At 36.6% G+C, this 26,886-nt stretch carries 30 protein-coding genes, 6 tRNA genes, 1 rRNA gene, 2 other RNA genes and 1 pseudogene; 29 read left to right on the top strand and 11 right to left on the bottom strand.

All coding sequences use genetic code 11. The features are described 5' to 3' along the window. Window positions 1-215 precede the first annotated feature (215 nt). The gene (locus LJC66_RS18745; RefSeq protein WP_230933265.1) at window positions 216-629 is read left to right on the top strand and encodes a DUF6892 domain-containing protein; all 414 of its coding nucleotides are present in this window, start codon (window positions 216-218) and stop codon (window positions 627-629) included. A 319-nt stretch (window positions 630-948) separates the two neighbouring features. On the opposite strand, the gene LJC66_RS18740 is transcribed toward LJC66_RS18745, so the two are convergent. After that, the gene (locus LJC66_RS18740) at window positions 949-1,575 is read right to left on the bottom strand and encodes a type 1 glutamine amidotransferase family protein (RefSeq protein ID WP_230933264.1); all 627 of its coding nucleotides are present in this window, start codon (window positions 1,573-1,575) and stop codon (window positions 949-951) included. 91 nt (window positions 1,576-1,666) lie between these two features. On the opposite strand from LJC66_RS18740, the pseudogene LJC66_RS18735 reads away from it, so the two are divergent. Together LJC66_RS18735 and LJC66_RS18730 are read left to right on the top strand one after the other, a co-directional pair. Next, window positions 1,667-1,957: pseudogene (locus LJC66_RS18735) on the top strand (isochorismatase family protein); the annotation flags it as partial. Between the two features lie 198 nt (window positions 1,958-2,155). Continuing rightward, window positions 2,156-2,644 carry a DinB family protein gene (locus LJC66_RS18730; protein ID WP_230933727.1) on the top strand — a complete coding sequence of 163 codons (489 nt, stop codon included), beginning with the start codon at window positions 2,156-2,158 and terminating at the stop codon, window positions 2,642-2,644. 214 nt (window positions 2,645-2,858) lie between these two features. Here the strand turns inward: LJC66_RS18730 and LJC66_RS18725 are convergent, their stop codons facing one another. Next, entirely contained in the window at window positions 2,859-3,494 is a 636-nt protein-coding gene (locus tag LJC66_RS18725; RefSeq protein ID WP_230933263.1) for a DUF2711 family protein, read from the bottom strand. A gap of 315 nt (window positions 3,495-3,809) precedes the next feature. Here LJC66_RS18725 and LJC66_RS18720 point away from each other — a divergent pair, with 315 nt between their 5' ends. Continuing rightward, window positions 3,810-4,550, top strand: a complete 741-nt coding sequence (locus LJC66_RS18720) for a hypothetical protein (RefSeq protein ID WP_230933262.1) — start codon at window positions 3,810-3,812, stop codon at window positions 4,548-4,550. A 352-nt stretch (window positions 4,551-4,902) separates the two neighbouring features. Here LJC66_RS18720 and LJC66_RS18715 read toward each other — a convergent pair whose 3' ends face one another. Then, on the bottom strand, window positions 4,903-5,736 hold the full coding sequence (locus tag LJC66_RS18715) for a helix-turn-helix transcriptional regulator (protein WP_230933261.1): 834 nt from the start codon (window positions 5,734-5,736) through the stop codon (window positions 4,903-4,905). 104 nt (window positions 5,737-5,840) lie between these two features. Between LJC66_RS18715 and LJC66_RS18710 the strand changes: the two genes are divergently transcribed. From LJC66_RS18710 to LJC66_RS18700, 3 genes are read left to right on the top strand one after another with little or no spacing between them, the layout of a single operon-like run. Next, the gene (locus tag LJC66_RS18710; protein WP_230933260.1) at window positions 5,841-7,067 is read left to right on the top strand and encodes an MFS transporter; all 1,227 of its coding nucleotides are present in this window, start codon (window positions 5,841-5,843) and stop codon (window positions 7,065-7,067) included. After that, window positions 7,067-7,474, top strand: coding sequence for a carboxymuconolactone decarboxylase family protein (locus LJC66_RS18705; RefSeq protein ID WP_230933259.1), 408 nt, complete (start codon window positions 7,067-7,069; stop codon window positions 7,472-7,474). The genes LJC66_RS18710 and LJC66_RS18705 overlap by 1 nt, the downstream gene beginning before the upstream one ends. Continuing rightward, window positions 7,464-8,255: an amidohydrolase family protein gene (locus tag LJC66_RS18700; RefSeq protein ID WP_230933258.1), complete on the top strand. Its 792-nt coding sequence runs from the start codon at window positions 7,464-7,466 to the stop codon at window positions 8,253-8,255. The genes LJC66_RS18705 and LJC66_RS18700 overlap by 11 nt, the downstream gene beginning before the upstream one ends. A gap of 253 nt (window positions 8,256-8,508) precedes the next feature. Here the strand turns inward: LJC66_RS18700 and LJC66_RS18695 are convergent, their stop codons facing one another. After that, window positions 8,509-9,417, bottom strand: a complete 909-nt coding sequence (locus LJC66_RS18695; protein ID WP_230933257.1) for a DMT family transporter — start codon at window positions 9,415-9,417, stop codon at window positions 8,509-8,511. Between the two features lie 475 nt (window positions 9,418-9,892). Here LJC66_RS18695 and LJC66_RS18690 point away from each other — a divergent pair, with 475 nt between their 5' ends. The 5 genes from LJC66_RS18690 to LJC66_RS18670 all read left to right on the top strand — a co-directional run bounded on the left by LJC66_RS18690 (window position 9,893) and on the right by LJC66_RS18670 (window position 12,806). Further along, entirely contained in the window at window positions 9,893-10,486 is a 594-nt protein-coding gene (locus tag LJC66_RS18690) for a YdeI/OmpD-associated family protein (protein WP_230933256.1), read from the top strand. Window positions 10,487-10,625: 139 nt separating this feature from the next. Then, complete coding sequence (locus LJC66_RS18685) at window positions 10,626-10,997, top strand: iron chaperone (RefSeq protein WP_230933255.1); 372 nt, start codon at window positions 10,626-10,628, stop codon at window positions 10,995-10,997. Between the two features lie 40 nt (window positions 10,998-11,037). Beyond that, window positions 11,038-11,745: a DNA alkylation repair protein gene (locus LJC66_RS18680; RefSeq protein WP_230933254.1), complete on the top strand. Its 708-nt coding sequence runs from the start codon at window positions 11,038-11,040 to the stop codon at window positions 11,743-11,745. A 161-nt stretch (window positions 11,746-11,906) separates the two neighbouring features. Continuing rightward, the gene (locus tag LJC66_RS18675) at window positions 11,907-12,200 is read left to right on the top strand and encodes an RNA polymerase alpha subunit C-terminal domain-containing protein (RefSeq protein ID WP_230933253.1); all 294 of its coding nucleotides are present in this window, start codon (window positions 11,907-11,909) and stop codon (window positions 12,198-12,200) included. 120 nt (window positions 12,201-12,320) lie between these two features. Next, complete coding sequence (locus LJC66_RS18670; RefSeq protein ID WP_230933252.1) at window positions 12,321-12,806, top strand: tetratricopeptide repeat protein; 486 nt, start codon at window positions 12,321-12,323, stop codon at window positions 12,804-12,806. 251 nt (window positions 12,807-13,057) lie between these two features. Here the strand turns inward: LJC66_RS18670 and LJC66_RS18665 are convergent, their stop codons facing one another. After that, window positions 13,058-13,246, bottom strand: a complete 189-nt coding sequence (locus tag LJC66_RS18665; RefSeq protein WP_230933251.1) for a hypothetical protein — start codon at window positions 13,244-13,246, stop codon at window positions 13,058-13,060. A 511-nt stretch (window positions 13,247-13,757) separates the two neighbouring features. Between LJC66_RS18665 and LJC66_RS18660 the strand changes: the two genes are divergently transcribed. After that, window positions 13,758-13,985, top strand: coding sequence for a hypothetical protein (locus LJC66_RS18660; RefSeq protein WP_016765065.1), 228 nt, complete (start codon window positions 13,758-13,760; stop codon window positions 13,983-13,985). Window positions 13,986-14,076: 91 nt separating this feature from the next. Further along, window positions 14,077-14,925, top strand: a complete 849-nt coding sequence (locus LJC66_RS18655) for a sialate O-acetylesterase (protein ID WP_230933250.1) — start codon at window positions 14,077-14,079, stop codon at window positions 14,923-14,925. 368 nt (window positions 14,926-15,293) lie between these two features. Here LJC66_RS18655 and LJC66_RS18650 read toward each other — a convergent pair whose 3' ends face one another. Next, window positions 15,294-15,677 (bottom strand): MerR family transcriptional regulator, encoded by a 384-nt coding sequence (locus LJC66_RS18650; protein WP_195696770.1) that lies wholly within the window; start codon window positions 15,675-15,677, stop codon window positions 15,294-15,296. Window positions 15,678-15,782: 105 nt separating this feature from the next. Between LJC66_RS18650 and LJC66_RS18645 the strand changes: the two genes are divergently transcribed. The 13 genes from LJC66_RS18645 (at window position 15,783) to LJC66_RS18585 (ending at window position 20,290) form a co-directional block, all read left to right on the top strand. After that, entirely contained in the window at window positions 15,783-16,175 is a 393-nt protein-coding gene (locus LJC66_RS18645) for a carboxymuconolactone decarboxylase family protein (RefSeq protein WP_230933249.1), read from the top strand. A 200-nt stretch (window positions 16,176-16,375) separates the two neighbouring features. Continuing rightward, window positions 16,376-16,546, top strand: a complete 171-nt coding sequence (locus LJC66_RS18640) for a hypothetical protein (RefSeq protein ID WP_230933248.1) — start codon at window positions 16,376-16,378, stop codon at window positions 16,544-16,546. A 613-nt stretch (window positions 16,547-17,159) separates the two neighbouring features. Further along, complete coding sequence (locus LJC66_RS18635; RefSeq protein ID WP_230933247.1) at window positions 17,160-17,339, top strand: small acid-soluble spore protein H; 180 nt, start codon at window positions 17,160-17,162, stop codon at window positions 17,337-17,339. 339 nt (window positions 17,340-17,678) lie between these two features. Further along, window positions 17,679-17,867, top strand: a non-coding RNA gene (gene ssrS / locus LJC66_RS18630) — 6S RNA. 13 nt (window positions 17,868-17,880) lie between these two features. Next, window positions 17,881-18,145: signal recognition particle sRNA large type (ffs, locus tag LJC66_RS18625), an RNA gene on the top strand. A gap of 51 nt (window positions 18,146-18,196) precedes the next feature. After that, window positions 18,197-18,312: ribosomal RNA gene (gene rrf / locus LJC66_RS18620) — 5S ribosomal RNA — on the top strand. Window positions 18,313-18,437: 125 nt separating this feature from the next. Further along, window positions 18,438-19,289, top strand: a complete 852-nt coding sequence (locus LJC66_RS18615) for a tyrosine-type recombinase/integrase (RefSeq protein ID WP_230933246.1) — start codon at window positions 18,438-18,440, stop codon at window positions 19,287-19,289. 337 nt (window positions 19,290-19,626) lie between these two features. Beyond that, window positions 19,627-19,703: transfer RNA gene (locus LJC66_RS18610), tRNA-Ile, on the top strand. Between the two features lie 15 nt (window positions 19,704-19,718). Further along, a tRNA-Ser gene (locus LJC66_RS18605) sits at window positions 19,719-19,811 on the top strand. An 18-nt stretch (window positions 19,812-19,829) separates the two neighbouring features. Further along, window positions 19,830-19,906: transfer RNA gene (locus LJC66_RS18600), tRNA-Met, on the top strand. A gap of 10 nt (window positions 19,907-19,916) precedes the next feature. Beyond that, window positions 19,917-20,001: transfer RNA gene (locus LJC66_RS18595), tRNA-Leu, on the top strand. Window positions 20,002-20,010: 9 nt separating this feature from the next. Further along, window positions 20,011-20,087 (top strand) — tRNA-Arg (locus tag LJC66_RS18590). Between the two features lie 112 nt (window positions 20,088-20,199). After that, window positions 20,200-20,290, top strand: a tRNA-Ser gene (locus LJC66_RS18585). 343 nt (window positions 20,291-20,633) lie between these two features. On the opposite strand, the gene LJC66_RS18580 is transcribed toward LJC66_RS18585, so the two are convergent. Continuing rightward, on the bottom strand, window positions 20,634-21,809 hold the full coding sequence (locus tag LJC66_RS18580) for a NupC/NupG family nucleoside CNT transporter (RefSeq protein WP_014458944.1): 1,176 nt from the start codon (window positions 21,807-21,809) through the stop codon (window positions 20,634-20,636). Between the two features lie 433 nt (window positions 21,810-22,242). Between LJC66_RS18580 and LJC66_RS18575 the strand changes: the two genes are divergently transcribed. Beyond that, window positions 22,243-22,908, top strand: coding sequence for an MOSC domain-containing protein (locus tag LJC66_RS18575; protein ID WP_230933245.1), 666 nt, complete (start codon window positions 22,243-22,245; stop codon window positions 22,906-22,908). Window positions 22,909-22,965: 57 nt separating this feature from the next. Here LJC66_RS18575 and LJC66_RS18570 read toward each other — a convergent pair whose 3' ends face one another. Further along, complete coding sequence (locus LJC66_RS18570) at window positions 22,966-23,805, bottom strand: C40 family peptidase (RefSeq protein ID WP_230933244.1); 840 nt, start codon at window positions 23,803-23,805, stop codon at window positions 22,966-22,968. Between the two features lie 435 nt (window positions 23,806-24,240). Beyond that, window positions 24,241-24,891, bottom strand: a complete 651-nt coding sequence (locus LJC66_RS18565) for a DUF975 family protein (protein WP_230933243.1) — start codon at window positions 24,889-24,891, stop codon at window positions 24,241-24,243. A 193-nt stretch (window positions 24,892-25,084) separates the two neighbouring features. Between LJC66_RS18565 and LJC66_RS18560 the strand changes: the two genes are divergently transcribed. Next, window positions 25,085-25,438, top strand: a complete 354-nt coding sequence (locus LJC66_RS18560; RefSeq protein ID WP_230933242.1) for a DUF4181 domain-containing protein — start codon at window positions 25,085-25,087, stop codon at window positions 25,436-25,438. Here the strand turns inward: LJC66_RS18560 and LJC66_RS18555 are convergent. Both LJC66_RS18555 and LJC66_RS18550 read right to left on the bottom strand, forming a co-directional pair. Beyond that, window positions 25,413-25,595, bottom strand: a complete 183-nt coding sequence (locus LJC66_RS18555; RefSeq protein ID WP_230933241.1) for a hypothetical protein — start codon at window positions 25,593-25,595, stop codon at window positions 25,413-25,415. The two genes, LJC66_RS18560 and LJC66_RS18555, sit on opposite strands and share 26 nt — an antisense overlap. A 148-nt stretch (window positions 25,596-25,743) precedes the next feature. Then, entirely contained in the window at window positions 25,744-26,757 is a 1,014-nt protein-coding gene (locus LJC66_RS18550; protein WP_230933240.1) for a S66 family peptidase, read from the bottom strand. Window positions 26,758-26,886: the final 129 nt, after the last annotated feature.

Genomic DNA, 26,886 nt, shown 5'->3' with positions numbered 1-26,886 from the left:
TTAACAACTTCTGCTGTATTATTGCTAGTGGTATCAGTTTGCAGTAGTAATCAAAACAAGTAAATAAGAGCAGACCTTCTTTTACAGGGGCTGTTATTTCTCTACCTGTCAAAGTCAGCAATATAAGCAGGTTTTATTCATAGGTGATTGTTACAATACTAACAGTGCAGGTTCGATTAAAAGCCTAAGAAAGAAATAAAATCGGAGGTAGTAAAATGGGGAAAAGTGAAATGTTTAAAGACTTTAATTTTAAATTAGTGGTCATTGAAGCTTTATTAGATCAAGATCCGTTATTTCTAGAAGAATTAACCGATTTAAAAGATAAGTATACCAATAATTTTGAATGGTATTCTGGATCTGGACCCATTATTGAAATCAGAGATTATTTAGAAGAGTTAACGTTGGAAATGAGTGATTTGGAAAAGATTGAATCCCTTTGCTTTGATGGAGGTAATGAAATTTATCATATTCTAAAGCCAGACTGGGATGGAGAAGACAGTTCATTTGACGTACTATCTGTTGAAGGATTTCAGAACTTAAAGAATCTAAAAGCAGTGGACTATATTTCAATGTGCGATCCAGAAGTATTAGAACCATTCAAAGAAGCCGGAATTACGATTGAGGATTAATGAGAAGGACGTTATTGTAGTAAGGGAAGCAATTCGTCTTTATGAAGAATAAAGAGAGAACCAGTAATGAAATATAATGTTCAAATCTATGAAGATAACCAAGGAATGTTTATGTGGGATGATGCTGTTAGAAATAAATACGCAGAATAGAAATTAATTAATTTAAAAGTATGGTGGAGCCTTTATACGAGATGAAGAAAAAAATAAATCTCTTATAAAGGCTTCTTTTTGTTTCTTTTTAGTTAACATAAAAGGAAATAGGTATCTACAAAAATAAAAAAGAAAATTATTGTAATCGACCTTGTATATAATTAGGAATCTATATTGAGTTCATTAACTGAAAAAAGTATTCGGACTTCTGAGTTTTATTTAAGCTATACCACGAATCTAATGTATTTGATGCAAATACATCTAATTTTTTTAATACGTCTCTCGCGAATTCTAAAGGTGCTACTCCTGAAGCAGTAATCATGTTATTATCGGATACTACAGGTCCAATCTCATACAACTTCTCCCCTTTATAATTAGGACAGACCATTTTTGTATATTCTAAGTTATTAAGCGTATGCTTTCTAGAATCTAAGTATCCATTATTTGCAAGGGCATCAGTAGCACCACAAATTGCAGCTACAATAGTACCAAGCTCTAAAACTTCCCCAACTTTTTTCAATATAGGTTGATGAATCTCCTCACTCCATGTAGTTCCTCCCGGTAGAATTAAAAGATCTTTATCCAGAAGAGTGCACTCATCAAGAGAAATATCTGGCTGTATACTCAGCCCCCCCATTGTTTTAATAACTTCTTTATTAACTCCTACCGTCATTACTTTTAAAGGGGCTAAACCTTGCCTGAAATATCTTCCTGAATTTAGTTCAGCAATTAAATATCCATACTCCCAATCTGACATTGTATTAAATACATAAATATAAACTTTTTTTGTTTGCATATTAAGCCTCCCGAACTGACGTTCTCTATATTATACCATTTTAAAGGCATATATCTATAAAAATGTTAAAATATTCAGAAAAAACAAGGAGATTGAGAATCATTTGAAAGAAAACAAAATAGAAAAAGTCGTAATAGTAGGATTAACAACTCCACATTGTGTATCAACTGTTACTCGAATGAGTGATAATTTAGGGTTTAAAACGTATCTCGTATCAGATGCCACAGCTGCATTTGCAATAAAAGGAGCAGATAATGCATATTATCCAGCTGAACAAATACATACTGTGTCATTAGCAACTTTAGATAATGAGTTTGCCAAAGTTTTAACAACTGAAGAATTGATCAAAAAGTTAAATTTGACTGAAGCAATACAATCATAAGATCGTTATTTTAACTGTATATCTTCTACAGAATTAGTTAACATAATACCTCTGCTAGGAACAAAATAGCCTATACGACTCTATATATTATCTTGTCTTATTCCAATGAGATAGGTATCTATAAATAGTTGTCGAACTAATTCATACTCCCCTTAAAAAAGAGACAAAGTGAAAAATACAGTAAACGGAGGAATTAGCTTGCAAACTATGTTTCATTATAACTGGTTGGTTAGAGAAGAATGGTATCAATGGTGTGAGAATATTCCACTAGATGAATTGCTTCGGAAACGAACAGGAGGAGTAGGAGGAATCTTGCATACTCTCTTTCACATTGTTGATGTAGAGTGGAGCTGGATTCGTGTTCTACAGGGAAAAGATGATTTCCAAGAGGATTTTGAGAAATATCAAAGCTTAGAAAAAGTTCGCCAGCTAGATACAAGCTTTCAGTTTGAGATAAGAGAGTTTGTTAGGTCTTGGAATGCAGAAAAAGAAAAGAATATTCTTTATGATCCGCAACCAGACGGAAGTATAGCAACTGACACTTGGGGAGAAGTTATGCGTCATGTGATTGCTCATGAAATACATCATATTGGACAATTATCGGTATGGGCTAGGGAGATAGGGGAGAAACCAGTTTCAGCCAATCTTATTGGTAAAGAACTTAGTCATACATTGCCAAAAATTTAAGTTAATAAACTTTATTGATAAAACTCATGCTTGTAATTAAAAAAGTATGAGTTTGCACTTTTCGGCACCTTCTAGTATATACAATGAATTTCGCTAGTAAAGGTAGGAAGACGTTCTTAAGAATGGTTTCCTACCCAACTATACTAAAAATTCGTGTAATATGCCCCATTGATTTGTCCTTTTTAGTTTCCATAAACCCCTTTATCGGTACCTATTAAATAAATGAATTAAAATATGTTTCTTTATCACATATGAAAGCTTCAAGGTTTAGGGGTTTAATTGTATCCTCAATATTTGTATCTTTTGCTAAAAGCAATGTTATAAACGAATCATAGATCCCCATAAATGCAAAATCCATATTTTCATCTGTGATAATTGACTCGTTAGGAGATAAGTTAGCTATTTCTAAAGGTGACATATCATTGACTTTAAATGAACCGTTTGTGTCGTGAATAGGTTCCGAAAAATATAAAGTATTTGCCCCTTTTGAACAGAGGATCTTTACTAAACTATTTAGTATAAACAACGATGCACGATCTTCTTCGGGATAATAAAAATCAGGATTAGACTTAACATAGGAAGCTAATTTTTTATATTCATCACTAGGCGCACCAGTAAGGTATTGCAACGCTCTGAATAGTTCTTTGTAGGATTTTAAATTACTTTTGGACATTACTTCTTTCCATGATATTGGTTCTCCAAGTTTAAGCATTTCCTCATCACTAGGATATATATGCTGATAAGGGTTTTTCCTCTTTGATTTCTCCCAACCAGAGGGCATTTGAATAAAAGGGTGGAATAGAATAGCAGCAGAATTTATCTTATGTAAACTAATAAACCTAGAAAACAAAACCTCACCCTTGAATCAGTGAGGTTATATCATTCCTGTGAGGTTTTGTTGCAAGCAAAAACTATCAAATGGAAAAGAAGGAAGACAAAAGTAAAAGTGAAGCCGAATAGCACAGGAAATCTTTTGTATTTATCTACATAACAAACCTTTAATGGTATAATTTATTTCGTAATGACGCACCATGTCATTATATGGTCACATTTGTGCCCATCCCTATATATGCAGTTAGAGATCAAAACTCTTTATCTCTCAAAAAAGGCTGCCACTTAGTTTGCGGTCTTTTTTTAGTGAAAAATAAAATACAAGGGGTTTGTTATGAAAAAGAAATGGCTTTACACATCAATAGCATGTGCTTTCGTGCTACTTAGTGGATGTTCTTCAGACATTCAACTAGAATCTATTAAGCGAGTTACGGATTCAACAATCAAACATTCTATTCTTGACGACTATTTATCAAAGGGAACAAAAAGCTTATCATACTCGTATGATGGAGAAGGAGAAGGCAAGTACAAAATAAATATAGCTGCTAATGTTGATAACGCATTTTATGACAACAACCCTTTGGGCATATTTAATATTCTTTCTAGAACTACTGAGGGAATAGGTAGTGATTTAAGTAACTATTGTGGAAATACTAAATGTGAATTTGGTACGCTCACTGTATCATCATCTAAGGGTGACTCATATTCAATGAATATCAATAACAAGGATGGCGACGAAACGTTAGTACATAATGACGAAAAGATTAAAAGGGAGGATCTGCTAGAATACAAAGATCCTGATAGTGTACGGCCCGATGAAGAATATAGTGAGAATGAAGATGTTTCTATTTCCGAAGATGCGGTTTATGAGTTTATGGAAAATCAACTTGATCAGATGACAAATGGCGGACAGAATTATGTACCTGAAATACATTGCGAAAAAGCAATAAAGGCTACTACTAAACGATTTAACCTTACTGTGGAAGAGGTAGTTAACATCTACATAAGTAAAGCAAATATTTATGGCTCTCCTTATATAAATAACTTTTATCAAAGCGACGAAGCTTTTTATTAATACATAAACTTTAAAAGCAGCTTTCACTTAATAATCTAAGTAGAGGCTGTTTTTTATTTGTCTGCAATTTATAAACACATGCGAAAATTTATATTTTCTATTTTGCCTCACTTTTATAAGTATACTAAAGTCAATAAGACAAAAGAAACGAAATGCGTAGATCTGATTTAAGTTTATATGAGTAAATTACTAATATTAATGTGATTATCACAACATAAGCATCTTTATTCTTTTAATTTCAATTGGTTCCCATAGTTTATCTTATACCAACTCAAAAATAAAAAGCCCATGTACCCATCAGCAGTACATAGGCTTCTAGTATTGAAAACTATGAATATATACAATATTACTATTACCTCAATAACTGCTTCATCTTCTCTTCTGTCTCATTCTCCTCACGAGGCTGATAAACAGTCACTTTTAATTCAGGTGCATCATAAACTTGGAGGGTAATATGATCCATAATCATTTTTCCTGCCACAGGGTGAATAATGGTCTTTTTTCCACAAGGCGTACCTAAAACTTCATGGTTAGACCACCACTCATAAAACTGAGGGCTTTTCTCGCTAAGTTCACTAATCATAGCTTTAAACCACTCATCTCCGACAAAACGCGTGTAAGCTAGGCGGAATTGGGCAATTAGTCGTTGGGCATGATCTTCCCAATTTTGAAAAAGATTTTGATATTCTTGGGAAGTGAAGCAGCGCCACACTGCATTGCGGTTTCGTTCATCCATCTCGTTAAAGTCCCCAAATACCACCATAGCAGCTTTATTCCAGTCTACGATATTAAGTTTTTCGTCTGTTACATAGGCAGGGCAGTGACCTAATTGACTTAATAGATTTTTTACAACACGATCTATATTTTCTCTTTCATTCAGCACGGTTGCAGATGGAAGTGGCTGATTGCCTAATAAAAATAAATGCTCCATTTCTTCTTTGTTTAATTTAAAAATACGTGATATGGCTTCTAATACTTCAGAAGATACTTGTATATCTCGTCCTTGTTCCAGCCACGTATACCAAGTTATGCCGACTCCTGCTAGTTGAGAAACCTCTTCTCTGCGTAATCCTTTGGCTCTTCTCCTCGGTCCAATAGGCAAGTTAAAATCTTTTGGAGACAATCGCTCTCGTCTCATCTTCAGAAAATCCCCTAATTCTTTTCTTCTTTCTTTATCGCTTACCATGATTTTACTCCTTTGTGTAGGTAGTACTTTTACTACTAGTATAACTAGACTCCTATTACCATTATAATCCTTATTTTATGATCTAGGTAAGGGAGGTGAAACAGATGATAGTAAAAGATAGCAAAAAGACGTCTCATATATCAGGAGGATTAGTTCTTTTAATGGCTACTGTTTGCGGATTTACAGTGGCTAACGTCTACTTGAACCAAACTCTTTTAGTAAGCATGTCCGCTACTTTTCACGTTTCTGCAGCCAGCATAGGAATTATAGCTACCTTAGCTCAAATTGGATATGCACTAGGAAATCTTTTGTTAGTACCGTTAGGAGACATCTTTGAACGAAAAAAATTAATTTTGTTTTTATTATTCTCTATATGTATCATTCTAATTTTAAACGCTTTATCTATTAACAAAACGTGGATGATGGTTACAAGCTTAGCTTTAGGAATCGTAACGGTTGTTCCTCAAATTATCGTTCCGCTGGCTGCGAATATAGCTTCAGATCATAGTAGAGGAAAAGTTTTAGGAAATGTCGCCATTGGATTAGTTTGTGGTATTTTAGGCGCTCGGCTTGCTAGTGGTTTTATTGATGTTCATTTTGGATGGCGAATGGTGTATTGGACATCCGCTGTGGCTACACTTTTTATGATTTTGTTAGTTTGCATTTATTTTCCAAAAAATAAGGGAGGAAATGCCACTAGTTATAAACACTTGCTCATGTCGTTAGGTCCGCTGTTTATAAAAGAAAGAGCCCTGCAAAAAGCATGTGTAAGTCAGGGGATGATGTTTGCTTCTTTTAGCGCATTTTGGACCACGCTTGTCTTTTTATTACATACACATCCCTATTCGTATGGAAGTGACATGGTAGGGGTAATAGGGTTAGTCGGGATAGCAGGAGCGTTTGCTACGCCGATTATCGGACGTTTAATCGATACAAAAGGGGCGAGGGTTGCAAGTCTTTTGTGTATGTCCATATCTTTACTTGCCTTTATAGGCCTTATAAGGGGAGGGTACTGGTTGCCTGGGTTAATTTTAGGAGCTCTTCTCATAACGATAGGTACTCAAGCGAACCAAGTTGCCTGTCAGTTTACTATTTTTCAATTAGGAGAAGAGAAAAGAAGTCGATTAAATGGGTTATATATGGTTTCTACATTTTTAGGCGGGTCCCTAGGATCTTATGTGGGTTTACTTGCATGGACTAAATGGCAGTGGAATGGGGTGTGTGAAATAGCCATACTGATGATAGCCATTAGCTTTTGTTCTTTAATTCCAATGAACATTCCTAAAAAAATGATAGGAAATTTCATGAATAAGAAAGGAAGTAATATGTAATGAGAACACATACAGATAACTTTCAACGAGGATTAGATATATTAGCTAAGATTGATCCAGAGAACTACAAGGATATAATGGCAGGCTTTGAACAGTCAGCTCTCCCTGATTTGGGAAAGTTAGCTGTAGAGTTTAATTACGGACAAATTTTCTCGAGACCAGGCTTAGACCTAAAGTCACGCCTTCTTGCTGCAGTGGCTGGCCTAACTGCATTAGGCAATACGGAACAGTTGAAATTTTATATAAACGGGGCGTTGAATGTTGGATGGACACAGGAGGAAATTTTAGAAGTAATGTTACAAATGGTCATTTATGCTGGATTTCCTGTAGCTTTAAATACGATTTTGAAAGTTGCTAATGAAGTCTTTCATGAAAGAAATGAAAAGGAGAAACAAAATGATTATTGATAGTCATGCACATGTGGTTTTGCCTATAGAGAAACATATTAAAATGATGGATGACAGTGGAATAGATAAAACCGTATTGTTTTCTACTCTTGTTCATCCAGAAAAAAGCAGTAATGTTAAAGAATTTACAGCCGAAATGAACAGGTTAAATCAAATTCTAAATAACGAGGTGAATCCTCTACAAGCCCGCTTAAATGCGCTAGAAGAAGTAAGCGTTGCGATTAAGCAGCACCCGAATCGGTTTGTTGGATTTGGTTCGGTTCCACTTTCTTTTTCTTCTGGTGATGTCACTCTAAACGATTGGGTAGAGAAGCTTGTCAAAGAGCAAAAGATGAAAGGTCTTGGAGAATTTACCCTTGGCCCAGGTCAAATTCCATTGTTAGAACCTATATTTAAAGCAGCAAGTGACTATACGTCTTTGCCTATCTGGGTACATACTTTTCATCCTTTGAACTTAAAGGATATTCAAGAGTTATTTCTTCTCACTCAAAAATATGAAAATGTGCCGGTTATATACGGGCATATGGGCGGAATTCATTGGCTACAAACGATAGAGGTGATAAAAGACACTAAAAATGCTTACTTAGATATATCTGCATTTTATACAACATACGCCTTGTCTTTGGCTATAAAAGAAATACCTGAGAGAACGTTATTTAGTTCAGATTTTCCATATGGAGATCCATATTTAAATTTACAGGCCGTTAAGCGTCATACATCTAGAGGAGAAGTTGCAGACAGAGTGTTAGGTGGGAATATCTCGAATCTGCTAAATATATAAATTCAGCGTTTTTGTTTGATGTTGTGTTGCATAGGGTAACTAGCAGTGAATGTTAAAATTATTTTCTGCCTTGAAATAAAAAAGGCAGCCAAATAGAGGGCTGCCTTTTAAACAAGATTGAACAACTAGAATTACGTCTTATCATCACATATGATGAATTCCATTTGACATATATCATATTCTGTAGTCTTTCAGTTTCTTAATTTTCCTCTCGGAGATAACTTTAAAGACTCACATTATAGAATCTACTTACTTAATTTTGTTTATTGCTAACGAGAGTGACATGCGGAGTTTTGCTTTTTGATTTCCTCGATGAAAGATAAACGCCAGCAAAGATAATAAGTAGTCCAACGATTACGTTTGGAGTAATTGTCTCTCCTAGTAGTAAATAACCCCATACCATGGCCGAGGCAGGGATCAGGTAAGTAACCGTCGCTGCTAATTCAGGGCCACCATTTTTATTAATATAAAAATAGATTAACTGACCCAATCCTGAACCAAAACAGCCGAGACCCACAATCGCCAGAATCGGAAGTGGGTGAATCAATAAATCTGATTTAAATGGTTCGGTAATCAGCATCCCAATTAAACCAATGATAGCACCTGTTAGTAGGGTGAAGGTTGTTATAGTTAGTACGCTCACCTCAGACAAAAACCGTTTTGTTAACTGCCCAGCAAGCCCATAGCAGATACAAGCAACAAGCATTGTTCCAATCCCAACAAACCCTTTCCCGAAAATCTGACCAAATTGAAAATCCATAAGGACGAGTATCCCGAAAAAACCGATAAGAATACCGATCCACTGACGTCCGGTAAGTCGATAAGAAAAAAGAATAAATCCGATAAGACCTGTCCAGATTGGAGTGGTTGCATTCAGAATAGAGGCAGTTGTACTGTTTATCTCAGTTTCGCTTAAGGAAATTAATCCCCACGCCAAACCACAGTTAAATATGCCAACAACAATCAATGCCTTCCAGGGCAGTTTCTCTTTAACTTTTCTGCGCTTCCACCATAAAAACGGAAGCAAGATGATACCACCTGCTAAACAACGAAAAAATACAATTCCCCATATGCCAGCTGAGGGGAGCAGCCACTTCATAAATACAAAAGATAAACCCCAAATTAAACTAAGCCCAATTAAGGCTCCATACAATCGAAACATAATACACCTCCTTACTTCACTTATTATGGCAAATTTTGTTGATTATTTCATTCCGAAATTTTGCTTTGTAGAACATTTTCTCACGTTTTTTTGTTTTCGTTATCTTGATATCTTTCTCTAGGTATATAAGGTATTTCTTTTTTAATAAAATAATAAATTCCACGTTATTCATAGGAATAATTCGGAAAGTTTTAGAGTTTTTATTGAAAGGGAACGTTTGTTCTTATAAAATATAGGGAACGACTGTTCTTTTTTTGGAAGGTTCTTTTGATCGATTATGAGCAGCTGCCAAACAGATTCATTATATGTATCGACATGAAGGCATTCTTTGCTTTGGTTTTTTTTATATTAAATGCAAACGTTGAAGAAGGGCATTTCCTACATTTGAAGAATAGTAACACCATTAAATGAATGGACGGCTGACTATATTATTGCTAGAGCCACAGATTAAAAAATTGAATAGGGGTGTTCCTTGATGACAAACAGTAAAATGAATCCTAAGGTTGATGAATTTTTAACTAAAGCTAAAAAGTGGAAAGAAGAATATGAGACGTTGCGAAAGATTGTTCTTGACTGTGAGTTAACCGAAGATTTTAAATGGATGAACCCTTGTTATACGTTTGAGAAAAAAAACATTGTTTTAATGCATGGATTTAAAGAATATTGTGCACTGCTGTTTCCTAAAGGTGCTCTGCTACAAGATTCTCATGGTATTCTAATCCAACAAACGGAGAATGTACAAGGGGCGCGACAAATTCGCTTTACCGATGTGCAAGAAATAGCTGAAAAGGAAGCTATCTTAAAAGCTTATATTTATGAGGCCATTGAGTTGGAAAAAGCCGGATTAAAAGTCAAAGCTAAAAAGCCTGAAGAACTCATTATTCCTGAAGAGCTACAGCATAAATTTGATGAAATACCTGCGCTAAAAGATGCTTTTACTACATTGACTCCAGGACGGCAAAGAGCATATATTCTTCATTTTTCTGCGGCCAAACAATCTAAGACTCGAGCATCAAGAGTTGAAAAATGCATTCCGAACATTCTTAATGGAAAAGGATTAAATGATTAGTACATTTTATTTAAAACATCGCTAATATAAATCGTTAATGTATTTGAGTTGAAAATGAAATAAGGTTAAATGAACGATTGATGTTTGATTTGTATAAAAGTAGAGTAGATTAAAAAAATTTATTTGAGGAGAAAATGCTATGGAAGTTTTTGCAGAATATTTAGCGCGTATAGATAGCCCTGACCACCGTGACCGAACAGAGGAGGTTTTGGCTTGGGTTGCTAATACTTTCCCGAATTTGGAACCACAAATTAAATGGAATACTCCAATGTTTACTGATCATGGAACATTTATCATCGGCTTTGCCTCAGCGAAACATCATTTGAGCGTTTCACCTGAAGAAACAGGCATGGCGCACTTTAATCATGACATCACCCAGGCTGGATACAGCGCTACCAAAGGCCTGTTTCGAATTCTATGGACTGAGCCAGTAAACTATGAATTACTAAAAAAAATAATCGAGTTTAATATGTTAGATAAGAAAGACTGCTCAACTTTTTGGCGGAAATAAAAAGCAGATTATGAACGGAGAAGAAGGAGGGTACGGAACGGTGGATTTTGTAATGGTTATGAAAGAACTTGAAGCGCTTGGTACGGAACGAATTAAAAAGACTTACATAAATAATGGTGCACACGATCCACTTTTTGGAGTGGCAACAGGAAAAATGAAGACGATTGCAAAGAAAATCAAGAAAAATCAGGCTTTAGCCGAGCAGCTTTATACGTCTGGCAATTACGATGCTATGTATTTTGCTGGTATCATTGCAGACCCAAAAGAGATGACTGCGGAGGATTTTGAGCGTTGGATTGATAAAGCGTATTTCTACATGCTATCCGATTATGTAGTTGCAGTAACGTTGTCAGAAACCGATTTTGCGCAAGTTGTTGCTGATAGATGGGTTGCAAGTGATGAAGAACTTAAAATGTCGGCAGGATGGAGTTGTTACTGCTGGCTTTTGGGTAATCGTCCTGACGATGAATTTAGCACAAGCAAGATTGCCGATATGCTTAATCAAGTGGAAAATACGATTCACGATTCTCCAAATCGAACGAAATCCGCTATGAATAATTTTATCTATACAGTCGGTGTTTCATATTTGCCGCTTCATGAGAAGGCGCTTGAAACTGCAAGGGCAGTAGGTCCAGTCGAAGTTAAGAAAGATAAGAAAAAAAGTAGTATTCTTCTTGCTGCCGAAAACATTCAAAAGGATATAGATAGAGGACGGCTTGGTTTCAAGCGCAAACATGTAAGGTGTTAGCATGATTTGTAATGGAGCTACACTATCTGAAACGAGACTAACAAGCATTTAATAATAATTAGTTTACTGTACGTAGGATGTTTGTTCCTTCATAAACCATCCGTTGAAGAAGTGGCAAGGGATAAAAGCTAAAAGACTCTTGAGAAAAGGAGAGGTTAAAAATGAAAACCCAAAAAGGAAATCTAAGAATCTGTCATAAAGGACACAAATATTATAAAAGCAGTAGCTGTCCGACCTGCCCCACCTGTGAGAAAGAACGCAAACCTGAAGACGGATTTCTTTCCATGCTATCAGCACCAGCAAGACGAGCATTGGAAAGCAAAGGGATAACTTCTTTGCAGCAGCTATCAACATTTAGTGAAAAAGAAATATTACAATTTCATGGTATGGGGCCGGCTTCTTTACCTAAACTTAGAACAGCTTTGCAGGCCAATGGATTAGCCTTTAAAAATTAAACAGATAGTTAAAGCAAGAAATAGATCTGGATGAAGTGTACGAATACGCTGAATTTCTGGATATGAAAGGATGTTAAGCGATAAAAAAGTAGTGGGAAAAAGAAGGGTTGGAGATTTAAGTTGAATAACAAACTAAGTAAAGCATTAGCGTTACGAAAGAGTGGAAATCACAAAGAATCTAACGAATTGCTAAGTGAGTTAGCTAAGGAATTTCCAGACGATGCTTTATATAACTATCAATGTGCTTGGAGCTTCGACATATTAGGAGAAGAAGAAAAGGCAGTACCCTTTTACGAAAATGCCATAAAGATAGGATTACCTTCTAAGGATATGGAAGGGGCAATATTGGGATTGGGCAGCACATATAGAGCCTTGGGGGAATATGAAAAATCAAAAGAGACATTTTTAAAAGGAATGGAGTTATTCCCAGATAATCATGTAATTAAAGTGTTTTATTCCATGACCTTATACAATTTAAAAGAACACAGCAAAGCGATGGAACTGTTACTGAAGTGCTTACTACATACGACAAATGACAATGAAATACTAAGTTATAAAAAAGCCTTACATTTCTACTCAGATAAACTAGATCAGACTTGGAAGTAGCTTATAAAATTCACTGAATATAAGTTCTTTTCTTGAAACGAGGAGAGGACTTTTTTGTAACAATATTGGCAGACTTCCTTTAATAAAATGATAGATTGTGAAGAAATACATTTAAACTATAGGAGGCTTTGCTAAAAAAAGAAAGCCCTTACATATTATATCTGTCTAATATGTAAAGAGCCTTATAAGAATTATATTTGAAATAGGAAATCTTTTCTTTTAATTTTGCGGTTTTTGTTTTATTGAAGTACTTATGTTTGTACCACTCTATCCTTACTAAACTCTTGTTCAATTAGCTTATCCATGAGAAAATCGTAAAAAACTTGGTAATTTGTTTTAGTTAGTTTGTCCAGTTCCTGGTGAGTGATAATGTTATGTTGGATGAGTAAACCTATAGCAGCTGATATACAATTTACTTTTAAATCTTCTTCCCCTAACATATAAATCACCTTCCCTTAGTTACTAAGTAACCCATTCTATACAATAGGCATACTTAAGACACGGACTTATATAAGCTCTTTTCTCAATATTGCTCTCGTGCTGATAGAAAATGATAATAAAATGTTCTTAACACTTTTTAATGCATACTGTTATTTTTATATACTTCGCTTTCTTTTCCTGCAAAAAAAACTAAACGATTTACATTTTCCCTTATTTTGGAATATTGCATTTGTTTTTAACAATTAGGGAAGCTTTTGAACGCTCAGTATGTATCTGAATGTCAACACCAAGAACTTATGAACGCCATCTAATAAGGCTAAATAATGGAATTCATTTTAATGGGTTCTTATTATTCATCTTATGTAAATGCGAAATAAATGTGGTTTTCCTTTAAGGAAAAAAGGGAATTTTAACCATTACACAAACCGTCTCTGTAGGTAATTATTAAATTATATAGGGAAATCTATATTCCAATAAAATACTGTTATTACAAGGTAGGGAGGTAGAAGTATGAAAGAAACCAATAGTAAGAATTTAAAATCTGAAATTATAAAAAAGCATGAGGTATTATTTGCAAAGAGACTGGAACTTGAGAGTGAAGCAAGCCGGTTGATGTTAGAAATTAATTTATTAGATGCACAGAATACTCTTGATAAAGTAAGTCAGTTAAACCAACAGATAGATGATATAACCTCTGAAATGGATTATTTGAAACAAGCCCTTGAAGCTATCAATTAAGATATATATCAAAGTGTAACTAATTCTGTAAGTATAACCACGAGCAAATTAGAAAAAAGTAATCAACATGGAAGAGAAAGAAGGTATTTCTATGAAATCTGTATTGTTAATTGGACAATCAAATATGGCAGGCAGAGGATTTATTGAGGATGTACCGCCGATTTATAATGAGCATATACATATGTTGAGAAACGGTAGATGGCAAACGATGGCAGAACCGCTTAATTTTGATCGTCACATAGCTGGTGTTGGGCCGGCAGCCTCTTTTGCTCAAGCTTGGACAGAGGATCATCCTGGCGAGTCCATTGGGTTAATACCATGTGCTGAGGGAGGAAGCTCAATTGATGAGTGGACAATTGACGGACTATTAACCAGACACGCGATTTCTGAAGCAAAATTCGCAATGGAAACAAGTGAGTTAGTGGGAATTCTGTGGCATCAAGGAGAAAGCGACAGTTACGGAGAACGTTATAAGACGTATGAAGATAAATTGCTTTCGTTATTTAAACAGTTGAGAGAAGAATTGAATGCACCAGATATCCCGATTATTATCGGTGAGTTGGGACATTACCTTGGAGATGTGGGATTTGGAAAAAGCGCTGTAGAATATAAACAAATAAACCAGCTATTATCTAAAGTTGCCCATACTGAAAAAAATGGTTATTTTGTAACATCAAAAGGCTTAACAGCAAATCCAGATGGCATTCATATTGATGCCGTTTCCCAAAGAAAGTTTGGATTAAGATACTATGAGGCTTTTTCAAAACAAAAGCATGTTTTAGATGTTTTAGACGTTGAGCATGAATGGATTGAAAAGGAAGCAAAGCGTGAACTAACTAAAAATGAACGTATATTTGTTGAAAGTATGAAGTTTGCCTTGGGACAAGTAAGTTTTGAGGAGTTTTCTATTAATGTCTCTACTATTAATGAAAGTAAGTAAAGCAAAATTAATCCCATTTTATGAGGAGAAATCAATTGATTCCACTTTTAATCTTAGGTTTGTTAAAAGAAAAACGCGGTTCATATGGATATGAACTTTTGGCAATTATGAATGAGTGGAGTTAGTATAGATTTGTTAATTATGAAAACTAAAAAAAAGGAGAATCCTTTAAACAGGAACTCCAAAAAGCCGGTATTCAAGACACGCGAATTTTTTAAATACAACTAGTGGAGAGGTTGCAGACAGAGTTTTAGGTGGGAATATATCAAAGTTGCTGCATATATGAACTAAGCGGTTTTGTTTGATGTTAGCTTAAGTGCTATAAAAAAGACCTTGAAACCCATTTTTCAAGGTCTTTTTTATATTTGTTAAAACTGCTGTTTCTCCGCTGTCTCTAATTTTTTATAGTGCGCAATTTTTTCTTCAATTCTCTGCGAATTTAACTCTAGTTCCTCTATCTTGCCTAAGACATCTTTATAATGTTCTTCTAACAATTCCTTTCTTGCCGTAATAGTAGACTCTCCTTTCTGTCGCAAATCAGAAAACTGCTTCATTTTAAGCATAGGCATTCCTGTAACACGTAAACGAATTAAAAACTGAATCCAAGCTAGATCAAAGTCTGTATATTGCCGATATCCGGTTTGGTCTCTTTGCACATTTTTTATTAATTCAATTTTTTCGTAATAACGCAAAGTATGTGTAGAAAGACCGGTCATACTTGCTACTTGTTGAATACTGAATAAATTTTCCATATTAATTATTATAACATGAGAAATAAAATGCTTGCTTTAGAGCGCGCTCTAAAGCGTAATATCTAACTTGTAAATAAACTAACTCAGTTGTAAGGAGAGATTCAGTTGACGAATGAACGTTACGAAAATGGTTGGAAAACGTTAATGGAAGTAGATGGAGAGGGTGGGGAACGAGTAATTGAATCATTAAAAGACATTGCTCCTGACATTGGGAAATATGTCATTGAATTTGCCTTTGGAGATATTTATACAAGAGAAGGACTTAACCTACAGCAAAAACAACTGGTTACAATAAGCTCACTCACGACACAAGGAGGGTGTGAACCACAATTAAATGTTCATATTAATGCTGCGCTTAATGTAGGTCTCACACCACATGAAATAGTAGAAGCCATTACTCACTGTATTCCATACACGGGCTTTCCTAGAGTGTTAAATGCTATTTTTATTGCTAAACGAGTTTTTACAGAAAGAGAATTAACCGTCACGGTGAAATAAAAGCATATGTATATATGGCAAGGCGATTTTAATATTACTCTTTTTTAGTTTTAGAGTGGACGGACAAGCTTTGTGGGATTAATTTGATTTTGGAATAGGTGAGAATAGTATCGTAAAAGAGACACATAATTAGTAAAACAATTATTGTTGTTTAATGTGTCAAGAGATGAAGATTTTACTCATTTTTGGAGGAAGTTGTAATGGAGAAAGATCAAACGTTGAAAAATGCGATGAATGAATGGGCACGTGTAACTGAGGATCCACAAATGTTAATGACTTATGAAGTAAACCAGGAATTCCAAGTAGATAAAACATTGACATTAAAAAAAAAGCTGAAAAACAAGGGGAAAAAAGAGCTATTAAGAGAGTAGCGTTAAGAATGCTGCAAAAAGGTATGGATAATCAAACAATATCTGAATTAACGGATCTTACAGAAGAAGAGATTGAACAGGTTCGTAAATAACGAATGTAAACCGAGGTTAGGAAGGAATAGATCCAAAACAACATTTTATCACGATAAAAAAAGGGCTACCCCAAAATAGGAAAGAGGTAGCTTGCTCTATTCAAGCAAAAAGTTGAATACGTTGGTTGAGTTAAAACAACTACATTATTTTAACATGTATAAAATTTTTAGTAAAACGCTATCATTTCCAGTTTTATTACCTAATTTCCTCTGCTAAAATGGAATCATAGGGATGAAAAGAGAAGGGTAGATGAGGCATATGAGTACGAGTCTATTGCTAACTTTAGGGGTTATATTTTTGGCAACAATAGCTATAGCCATTTTAATTAAGATTCCAGAAGAAGATTAAACTGAATAATAAAATGAAAAGCTATCTCAAATTATGAATGAGATAGCTTTTTTACTGTTTTATGTCTCAGTTGAAAAATTAAAATTGATTTTATATAGAGGAATTAAATGCATAAAAATTAATTAAAAACAAATACTTTCACTGTCATAAATAAAAAGGAGGCTAGATAAAGATGGATGCACAAAGAGCACAAGAAATTGCCGATTCAGTGGACATGGCCAATGTCATACATAACGGGAAAAGCATTTACATTGAGCATGTAGACCAACAAAATGGGGTAGCTACAATTCATAACCTGGATGAACCAACTAATAAGCAAAGTGTTTCTATAACTGAACTAACAGAACAATAATTTACTCTTAGAATAAAAAAGCCGTTTTATGTAGGCTTTTTTATTTTTCTCCCATTTTTATGGAGAGGATAAGAAGAAAAATAACCGCATCAGAAAAGTGTTGTCAGATCAAGGATGTATAAAAATCTAATCGTAATGAACTTCACTTTTAAGTGGAGGACTCAATATAATGAAACACGACTCCTTATAACTTCCACCTTTCAAAGGAATCCCTTCCCAACAACAGAAAATCAAGCAAATAAGAAAACATTGAGAGTTAGGAGATATTTTTTCGTTTATGTTGACTTCTACGAAATTTCATTGTAGGATAATCTATATCATCAATAAACACATTAAATACTTATCCTACAATGTACGTTATGCCCTATTTGTTTTGAACCGTACTGTTTATTTGGGATTCCTACATTTGTTGACGGATGCCATGCCTGTCTTTGACACAGGATCGCTGGAACGTTAATATGCGGAAACCCACCTGCGAGATCGCGGGTTCACAAAACAGATTGGGAGGACGACATAGGTGGGAATCCCTTAACTATACATACCGTGCTAGACGGGGAGATGGCGGTGCCCTGTAACCTGCAATCCGCCTTAGCAGGGTTTAATTCCTAACAGAGGTATGAGTCAGGTAAGGTCTGACTTGGACAAGTGGTGTTGACAACTAGGTCCTGCACAACAGAAACCTATGAACATGGTCAGGTCCGGAAGGAAGCAGCCATAAGTAGATTCTTCTGTGTGTTGCAGCACAACCCGGTCGAGCTAACTGTACACGTAACGCTTATTTGATCATGTCAATGACGGGTGCACGGTGTTTTTACTTAGCAATTTTTATTTAGTGTAAAAAAACTATCTTTAATAGGTCTGGTGGCAATAGCAGAGAGGTCACACCCGTTCCCATATCGAACACGGAAGTTAAGTTCTCTAGCGCCAATGGTAGTGGGGACTTTGTCCTCGTGAGAGTAGGACGTTGTCAGGCAAAAAAACAGCCCATCATTGATATGATGGGCTGTTTTTTTGTATATTAATTTCGTTTAAATTGATTTCTACGAAATTAAATGGTATGTTTTACGTAATTTATTAGTACATGTAGGAGGATTTAGAGTGAAAAAAAATAGCCTAGAAGTTATTCCGTTGATTGATGACTTTAGCCAATGGTTAATAGAATCAGGCAAATCTGATAATACGATTAAAACCTATCGAGCAGTGCTAAACCAATTTCATGAATGGCTTCTAAGTGAAGGTAGACATTTAGATCAAGTAACAAGAAATAATGTCCAAACTTATATGGTTAACCTTGAATCTAATAATAAAAGTGCGTCGACTATAGAAAAAGTTTTTGTAACAATTAGCGTTTTTGCACGCTTTCTTGAAAAACCAGAAATTGTTCAAAATATTGAACGTAAACAAAAAGAGAAAAATAACGAGGTTGTACCAGAGTCATTAGAAGCAAGTGAGCGTGACCGCCTTTTATCTGAAGTAAAGCAACAGGGAAACCTTCGTGATATTGCTATTGTATATACTTTATTACATACAGGGATTCGAGTATCAGAGATTTGTGCTTTGAATCATAAAGACGTAAAGATTAACCAATCTGACGGTTTTTTAATTATTCGTAATGCTAAAGGGTCTAAAAAGCGACTTGTTCCTCTTTCTACAGAGGCAAGAAATAGTTTAAAGAAATATATTGATTCACTTGATTCTAGTCATGAAGCTTTATTTGTCTCTAATTTTGATAGAAGAATGTCTGCACGTACGGTTCAGTACATGTTAAAAAAATATAATGTAAATCCTCATAAATTACGCCATACTTTCTGTCATGAGTTAGTTAAGAAAGGGATAGATATTGCAACAGTTGCCGAATTAGCAGGCCATTCTGATGTGAATGTTACAAAACGATACCTAAAATCTTCTACAAGAGATTTAGAAAATGCGATTACGCAAACCTTTTTATAAAAAAACTCTGTAACAAGAATCATGATTCTTGTTACAGAGTTTTTTTATTTAGGTGTATGTTCCTACTTAATAATTGCAAAATTAAGTATTAAAACACAATTTACATAGATGTTGACTTCTACGAAATTATAAGGTAAAATAATTTTTGTTGGTAGCGAAACAAATATTAATTATTAACTTACTAGTGCATGTTTCATATGAAGGGGTAGCATACGGATAAATGTGACTGACTATAAATAATTTCCATACTTATTGGTGACAGAGTCAAGGGCTGCAATACCTTTATCACCGGTCAAATCCGGTTGCTGTCTCCACATTTTAATAGAGAACTTAGAAAGGATCTTTAGCTCAGCTGGTTAGAGCAGACGGCTCATAACCGTCCGGTCGTAGGTTCGAGTCCTACAAGGTCCACCATTGAACCTGAAATATGGAGGAATACCCAAGTCTGGCTGAAGGGATCGGTCTTGAAAACCGACAGGGGTGTCAAAGCCCGCGGGGGTTCGAATCCCTCTTCCTCTTCCATTGTATCTTTGTTATTATCGCGGGGTGGAGCAGTTCGGTAGCTCGTCGGGCTCATAACCCGAAGGTCGCAGGTTCAAATCCTGTCCCCGCAACCATTTTTCACATGCGGATGTGGCGGAATTGGCAGACGCGCTAGACTTAGGATCTAGTGTCTTATGACGTGGGGGTTCAAGTCCCTTCATCCGCACCATTTTAGGAAGCGCCCGTAGCTCAATTGGATAGAGCGTTTGACTACGGATCAAAAGGTTAGGGGTTCGACTCCTCTCGGGCGCGCCATAAACGGGAAGTAGCTCATTTTGGTAGAGCCCAAGTCTGATAAGCGTGAGGTAGGTGTCAAGCCCACTTAGGCCTACTATTATTCCACAGTATCTCAGTGGGAGATCCATACAGAGAAGTACCCAAGTGGCTCAAGGGGCTCCCCTGCTAAGGGAGTAGATCGTTAACGCGGTGCGAGGGTTCGAATCCCTTCTTCTCTGCCATTTTATAATTTTATCTGGTCCGTTGGCCAAGTGGTCAAGAGATTATCCTTTTAAAAAGGTAACACGGGTTCGAATCCCGGACGGGTCATTACAAAAAAGGCAGTTTGCTGATAAAGCAAGCTGTCTTTTTATTGGATAAGAGATATTGCTTTAATCCATTATGTAAAACTAATTTAAATGTTATTAGAATGAAGATAAAAAGCATTTGATAATAGTGCCGATAACTCGGAGTATGTCAACAGAGATATTTAATAAATTTCAACATTGTAGAAACGCTCCTGATATAACCCAAAAAGAACCACCCCCAACAAAAAAGCACTCACTAACGTGAGTGCTTTCCTCATTAAATAAACAATCCAACCATAATACCTGTTAAAATCGAACCCATTGTAGCGACTAACAGCATCTTCAAGCCGAACTTGGCAACGCGTGAAGCTTGTTCGCCGTTGATTGCTTGGATCGTACCAAGAACGATACCGATTGAGCTGAAGTTGGCAAATGAGATTAAGTAAGCTGATACGATACCAATCGTTTTTTCAGAAAGGTTAGGCATCATTTTTTGGAAGTCAAGCATGGCAACGAATTCGTTTGCTACTACTTTTGTTCCCATTACGCCGCCGGCTCTCATTAGCTCGTCTGCCGGGATACCCATGATAAAGGCAATTGGGTAGAAGATATAGCCTAAAATGTCTTGAACCGTTAATCCGATTACGCCGTTTAGTACGTAGTTCACTAATGCTAAAAGACCAACGTATGTAACAAGCATGGCTGCTACGATTAACGCAACGCGTCCGCCGTCTAGTGCTCCGTCACCGATTGCTTCAAACAGCGTACCTTGCTTAGCAGGTGCTTTGATATCGACTTCGTTTTCATCTTCCACTTTTACAGGTGCAACGATAGAAGAAACGATTAAGCCAGAGAATACGTTTAGCGGAAGGGCAATTAATACGTATTCAGCCGGAATCATCTGCATGTATGCGCCTAAAATCGAACAAGAAACGGATACTAAAGATGTTGTTGTAACGATAAATAAACGGTTTGGTGTTAAACCTCCGATGTGGTTTTTTACCGCAATTAGCGCCGTTGTATCACCAAAAATCATCGCATTCACGGCTGTGAAGCTTTCAATTTGGGGAAGTCCGGTAATTTTTGAAACAAGTCCTCCGATATATTTGATCCCAAAGGGTAAAATACGAGAGTAGTTTAAAATACTTAATAATGCTGAAACGAATACAATCATAACTAACGTTTGGATAAAGAAAATGCCTTTTCCTGCAAGATCTCCAAACACGAACGAAATTCCGTCGTTACCAAATGATAAGATCTTTGTAAATACACTTGTGATAAAGTCAAGCACCTTGCGACCAATCGATGTATTCATCATAAAAGCAGAGATAGCAAGCTGAATAACCAGCATAACTGCGATGCCTTTGTAGTTGATAAGTTTCTTGTCGTTTGACATGAGGAACGCAACTGCTAAGACAATTACAATTCCGATAATTCCCATTAAAATTGACATTTACTTTTCTCCTTACATGTACTCTATATTTATAAAAGAGGGACGTGCATAGAAATGACTATGTAAATCGGCCTCTATTTTATACAAAAACGGAACTTCTACGCCAATTTTGTTAAAAATGGGCAAAATTTTTTAGGCCATTGTAAAAAATGACGTAAGTGTAAAATAATATTTACTATGTGCTAATATGTAAAAAAACATGCAGAACTGACATAATAACTTATATTTCGACAGCCTCTACTATCTTAAATCATTTCGAACAAAAGAAAAAGAGGAAATGAAGATATTTTTAATATAATTGTGAAATATTTTTTAAACTTTCATGATATTGCCAAGATTTTAGTGGAATACACAAAAAATAAGAGCGCCATCTTTAAAATGTGGTAAAATATGACGTAATTAGTAAGGAAAAACGGCGAAGGGAGAGGTACGAATGAATCAACGTAAAATAATTCATTTAGCAACCGGTATGCCTGAGCAAATGGCATACAGTCCTGACAAAGAAATGCGCACAGGCATATGCAAGAAGCAAGTAGACGAGACCTTTTTAGCAAAAGAAGGGTTTCAAGGCGACGGCGTAGCGAACTTAAAGTATCACGGCGGACCGGATCGTGCAGTGTGCGTGTATCCGTATGAACACTACAAAAAATGGAACGAAGAATTTGATGCGGAGCTGCCGATGTCTGCGTTTGGAGAAAATCTTGTCTTAGCGGGCATGGTTGAAAAAGACGTATGCATTGGAGACGTTTATCAAGTGGGAGACGCCGTTATTCAAGTGACGCAAGGGCGAAACCCATGTGACACGATTACAAAGAGAACGGGCGTTAAAGGAATTTTAAAACGAATGATTGAGACAAGCTATACCGGCTATCTTTGCCGCGTGCTGAAAGAAGGTACGATTACGCAAGATGCGGAAGTGAAATTGATTGAAGCTCATCCAAACCAAGTATCCGTTTGGTTTACGCTTGATTTATATTTCCATCATTCAAAAGATGTAGAAGGAATGCAGCGGGCTTTAGAAGTGGCTGAGCTGGCTGAAGACTGGAAGCATAAATTTCAAACGCGTATTGAAAAGGCGCTTTCCGTCGCGCAGCGATAAAAAGTAAATGCCCTCTAATCGTTAGAACGTATCTAACGATTAGAGGGCATTTTTTTCTTAGAAGCGTCCGTATCCTAAGAAATGATCTTGATAATAAGAAACATCTAGGTCAGCTACTGCTACACCGTGTGAACCAGCATGAATCATTTGGCCGTTTCCGATGTAGATTCCCATGTGAGATGGGCCGCTTGTGTATGTGTTTTGGAAGAATACTAGATCTCCTGGTTGTGGAGACGAAATCTTTGTCGCCATGTTCCAGTAGTTTGCTACGCTTGTACGTGAAATGCTGTGACCGCTATGGTTGAACACGTATGCGATAAAGCCTGAGCAGTCAAATCCGCTTGGTGTGTTTCCTGCCCATTGGTAAGGTGATCCTACTAAACTACGTGCAACATTTACTGTGCTTCCAGAAGCCGTGCTTGTTGTTGGAGCAGGTGCTGGTGTGCTAGTTTCTTTTGCTGCAGATGCAGATGCTGTAGAAGTAGAAGGAGTTGATGTGCTTACACCTTTTACTTGGCTTGCGCTTGGTTTACCTGATGCAATTGTTACGTAGCTTGAGCTTTTTGAAATCCATTTGTTTGGTGCAATTTCAACTAAGCCGTTTGCTTCTTTTAAAATAGCAAACTCTTGACCTTGTGTTGCAGTTCCAACGACTGGAGATGAAAAGCTAGCTCCTTGACGAATATTTAACGCACTCACGTTTACGATGACTTTTTGATTAGTAGTAGTAGTTGCTTGTTGTTGAGGTACGCTTGGCGTTACCTTTTCTTGTACGGGTGCTGGTGCAGCGCCTCCGTCATTTGCACTTGCTGAAGTTGTGCTAAATGTTAGGGCAGCGGGAACAAGTAATGCTGCTAACCCCATATTCATAACTGTACGATTTGCTTTCTTTAGCATGTTCTTTCTCCCTTTCCATAACTTGTTTTATTCACAACTGTGAGTCTATCAATCCTGACAGGAAAAGTAAACATCTAATTCCAAATTACGACATTTTGTAACATAGTTTTAATATTAAAGGGCGATATAAGTAGAATTGTCACCTTCTCTGTAATAATTCTGACAATTTATCTAGGTAGAAATGTTTAGGGAATTCATAGATTTATTAGAAAATATGTAAGTGGCATGGCATTTTTCCGTTTTTCCGTTAAAAAAGAGGGGAAATCAAAAAACAGCAGCTAAATAGCTGCTGTTTCTAGGGTATATAGTTCGATGGTAACATAGTTTGCTATCGAACTTAGTGAATAACGGGGTACAAATCTTAACTAATGTACATGGAGAGAATACCAAACCTAAATAAAAAACCGTATTCGCAACTCGAATACGGTTTTTCGTTTATTCAGCGACTTCTGCTTCATTTGCTTTTAGCTTTTCATAAAATACGCCAAGCGAAGTCGTTACATACGGAACGAGCCATAATAACCCGATGCCAAGCGTAATGATACTTAAAATTCCCCAGCCGATGAAGCTTAAAACAAGTAGAAAGTAGGTCCACTTGTAGCCGTTCATTAACCGTCTGCTTTCAGTAATAGACTGGTTGACTGAATAATCTGGGTTATCGCGGAATACGAAGTAGGCCTGTGAATAGGCAAGGCTTTTGATGATGCCAGGAATGATTAATAAAATGCTCCATAGCACGGTATAAATAATCGTTAGCAAGTAAAGTCCGAGTGTTCTAAAATATAATCCCGCACATGAAAACGAATCAAACACGTTTCCTACACGTACACTTTCTCCTCGCACCAGACGCAATAGTACCCAGTAGTAAGAAAAGAAGAGCGGCACGAGCAGCAGAGATACAATATTAGCTAAGGTAGACTGCGAGTATTCGGTTTCGGACCCGCTTGGAAATCCGTTAACAAGAAAGTCAATAAGTCCTGGAATACCGGCAGCAATTAGATACGTAACGAACGTAAGCAGTACGGCAAATCCCCAGCGGTTTTTCAGCGCTGCGAGTGCACCTTGCTTCACTTCTTTTATTCTCATAACTTGATGTCCCCCTCTAGGTGAATTTATACAGAGAATTTAACCTGTACATTAGTCAATATATTAGCGATTTTTGAATATATGAATGCTTGCACTAATAAGTTGTGTAAAGATTTTTTAGACGCTTGAAATTTGTGTAAAGTTCTTTAAAATGGAATTATAAGGATATTTTTGGTGAGAAGGAGGAATGAAAATGACGCTTGTGTATTTGCTGATTCTGGCAGTTGTTTATATCTTTCTGGATCTGTTCATGCGAAAAAAGCTGCATACAAAGATGAAAAAAAGCTATTGGAGAAGCTTTAAAGGAAGGCGTCCGCTGTTTATCACAATTGAAATGGTGATGCTTGCTTCGTTTTTAGTGCTCATCTTCGTTATACCTCCAGCCTACACCTCGGTTTTTATGTTTCTTTTCTTTTTTCTCCTCTACGTAATTCGAGGTTTCGAAGAATGGAAGTTTGAAAGAAAGCAAAAAGAGTACTACCACTCGTGGTTTGGTGCAACTTTTTTCTTACTTGGGACGTTTATATTACTGATGACAGATATGTAAAATAAGATTGGGACATAACGAAATAAACCGCTGTTGATTTCCGTGCAAGACTTCGCTTTCCGCGGGCGGACGGTGAGCCTCCTCGTCGCGTGTGTTCCTGCGGGGTCTCACCTGTCCCGCTTTTCCCGCAGGAGTCTTCGTCTTGCCCTCCAATCAACCACTAGAAACACCTACATATATGAAATATAAAACAAGCCTACGTTCACTATACCCATAAAAAAACCGAACGAACTGGATTCTCCATCAAGAATCAAGTTCGTTCGGATCTTCCTTCAATCAAACTACTTTTATACAAGCTCCTTTTTTTATGTAAAGTATTGAACGACTGTGCCTTTGTTCTTCTCTACGTTAACACTCGCATACGCGCCGTTAATAAGCGTGAGCTGAGGAGGGAGGTGGCCGCAGTCGATGTCATAGATAACTGGAATATGTAAGTCAGAGGAAAGATCATGATACACGTCTTCAGCGGTGTAGGAATCAACGGGTTGATTAGCGCTGCTTCTGCCGAATAAAATACTCGAGCAGTTATCAAACCAGCCCGCTAGCTTAAGCTGAAAAAGTGAACGGCGAAGGTCAGCCGTCGTCAGTTCACAGTTGTCAAAGTACCAAATGACCGGCTCAGCAGGAATGTATTTTTCTCGAAACGTTTTTACGTCTCCAAAAGGAGTTCCTACTAAGTGCCTGATCACGTCAATACATCCTCCGAGAAGACGACCTTCGATGTGCATGTCGCTTAACTCTGTATGCTTCCAAACGGTTTGTTCGGTTAAATGAAACACGCATGGTGACGGGTTGTCATGCTGCCATTCTTTTTGATAGCGATCAGAAGAAATTTGAGCCACGCTTTCTCCTTTTTTGGTCGACAGCATCTGCTGCCACATCGCAGTCGTTGGATCCCAGTGCTCTCCTCGCAAGTCCACAAAGTTGGTTCCGTGAGCCGTTGCAATCCCGGTATTAAGTGTAATAGCCAGCAAAAGAACGCTGGTGTCAGAATAGCCAAGCACCCATTTTGCTGTCCATTTTGTAAAGTCTAGATGTTCAAGAATTTCAATCAGCAGCTCGCCTCCCCAAGGAGGAATAATGATATCGATGTTTTCATCAGCAATCATGGCTTGAAGCTCATTTGCACGTTTTTTAGGAGAAGCGGATTTTGCTTTATGCTGCGTCCAAACGGTTTCTCCCGGTATAACAGAAAAGCCCTTTTGTTTCATGCGTTCACACGATAAAGAAAACATGGAGTGAAGAGCTTGAGGTACACCAGAAGAAGGTGCGGTTATGCCGATGGTTGGGTTGGATGTCAGAAAAGGATAGGCAATCATAGCGGCCTCCTTCAAAGGTTTTAGCTTATTTTACCAATGAGAGAAATGCTGGACAAGCTTATTTTTCATTTAATTTAGGAAGATTGATAGGTTTTGTAAAAAGAATCCGTATTAATAGATGTAAAAGCA

Source organism: Priestia sp. TSO9, from assembly GCF_021029645.1.
Taxonomy (GTDB): Bacteria; Bacillota; Bacilli; order Bacillales; family Bacillaceae_H; genus Priestia; species Priestia megaterium_E.
The sequence above is the reverse complement of the archived record's forward strand: the minus strand, read 5'-3'. Positions and strand labels throughout refer to the sequence as shown.

Bases quoted from the DNA above. Each gene is read 5' to 3' on its own strand.
- LJC66_RS18745 (WP_230933265.1), top strand. From the start codon at position 216: ATGGGGAAAAGTGAAATGTTTAAAGACTTTAATTTTAAATTAGTGGTC.
- LJC66_RS18740 (WP_230933264.1), bottom strand. From the start codon at position 1,575: ATGCAAACAAAAAAAGTTTATATTTATGTATTTAATACAATGTCAGAT.
- LJC66_RS18720 (WP_230933262.1), top strand. From the start codon at position 3,810: ATGAAAAAGAAATGGCTTTACACATCAATAGCATGTGCTTTCGTGCTA.
- LJC66_RS18715 (WP_230933261.1), bottom strand. From the start codon at position 5,736: ATGGTAAGCGATAAAGAAAGAAGAAAAGAATTAGGGGATTTTCTGAAG.
- LJC66_RS18710 (WP_230933260.1), top strand. From the start codon at position 5,841: ATGATAGTAAAAGATAGCAAAAAGACGTCTCATATATCAGGAGGATTA.
- LJC66_RS18705 (WP_230933259.1), top strand. From the start codon at position 7,067: ATGAGAACACATACAGATAACTTTCAACGAGGATTAGATATATTAGCT.
- LJC66_RS18700 (WP_230933258.1), top strand. From the start codon at position 7,464: ATGATTATTGATAGTCATGCACATGTGGTTTTGCCTATAGAGAAACAT.
- LJC66_RS18695 (WP_230933257.1), bottom strand. From the start codon at position 9,417: ATGTTTCGATTGTATGGAGCCTTAATTGGGCTTAGTTTAATTTGGGGT.
- LJC66_RS18690 (WP_230933256.1), top strand. From the start codon at position 9,893: ATGACAAACAGTAAAATGAATCCTAAGGTTGATGAATTTTTAACTAAA.
- LJC66_RS18685 (WP_230933255.1), top strand. From the start codon at position 10,626: ATGGAAGTTTTTGCAGAATATTTAGCGCGTATAGATAGCCCTGACCAC.
- LJC66_RS18675 (WP_230933253.1), top strand. From the start codon at position 11,907: ATGAAAACCCAAAAAGGAAATCTAAGAATCTGTCATAAAGGACACAAA.
- LJC66_RS18665 (WP_230933251.1), bottom strand. From the start codon at position 13,246: ATGTTAGGGGAAGAAGATTTAAAAGTAAATTGTATATCAGCTGCTATA.
- LJC66_RS18660 (WP_016765065.1), top strand. From the start codon at position 13,758: ATGAAAGAAACCAATAGTAAGAATTTAAAATCTGAAATTATAAAAAAG.
- LJC66_RS18655 (WP_230933250.1), top strand. From the start codon at position 14,077: ATGAAATCTGTATTGTTAATTGGACAATCAAATATGGCAGGCAGAGGA.
- LJC66_RS18650 (WP_195696770.1), bottom strand. From the start codon at position 15,677: ATGGAAAATTTATTCAGTATTCAACAAGTAGCAAGTATGACCGGTCTT.
- LJC66_RS18640 (WP_230933248.1), top strand. From the start codon at position 16,376: ATGGAGAAAGATCAAACGTTGAAAAATGCGATGAATGAATGGGCACGT.
- LJC66_RS18635 (WP_230933247.1), top strand. From the start codon at position 17,160: ATGGATGCACAAAGAGCACAAGAAATTGCCGATTCAGTGGACATGGCC.
- LJC66_RS18580 (WP_014458944.1), bottom strand. From the start codon at position 21,809: ATGTCAATTTTAATGGGAATTATCGGAATTGTAATTGTCTTAGCAGTT.
- LJC66_RS18575 (WP_230933245.1), top strand. From the start codon at position 22,243: ATGAATCAACGTAAAATAATTCATTTAGCAACCGGTATGCCTGAGCAA.
- LJC66_RS18570 (WP_230933244.1), bottom strand. From the start codon at position 23,805: ATGCTAAAGAAAGCAAATCGTACAGTTATGAATATGGGGTTAGCAGCA.
- LJC66_RS18565 (WP_230933243.1), bottom strand. From the start codon at position 24,891: ATGAGAATAAAAGAAGTGAAGCAAGGTGCACTCGCAGCGCTGAAAAAC.
- LJC66_RS18560 (WP_230933242.1), top strand. From the start codon at position 25,085: ATGACGCTTGTGTATTTGCTGATTCTGGCAGTTGTTTATATCTTTCTG.
- LJC66_RS18550 (WP_230933240.1), bottom strand. From the start codon at position 26,757: ATGATTGCCTATCCTTTTCTGACATCCAACCCAACCATCGGCATAACC.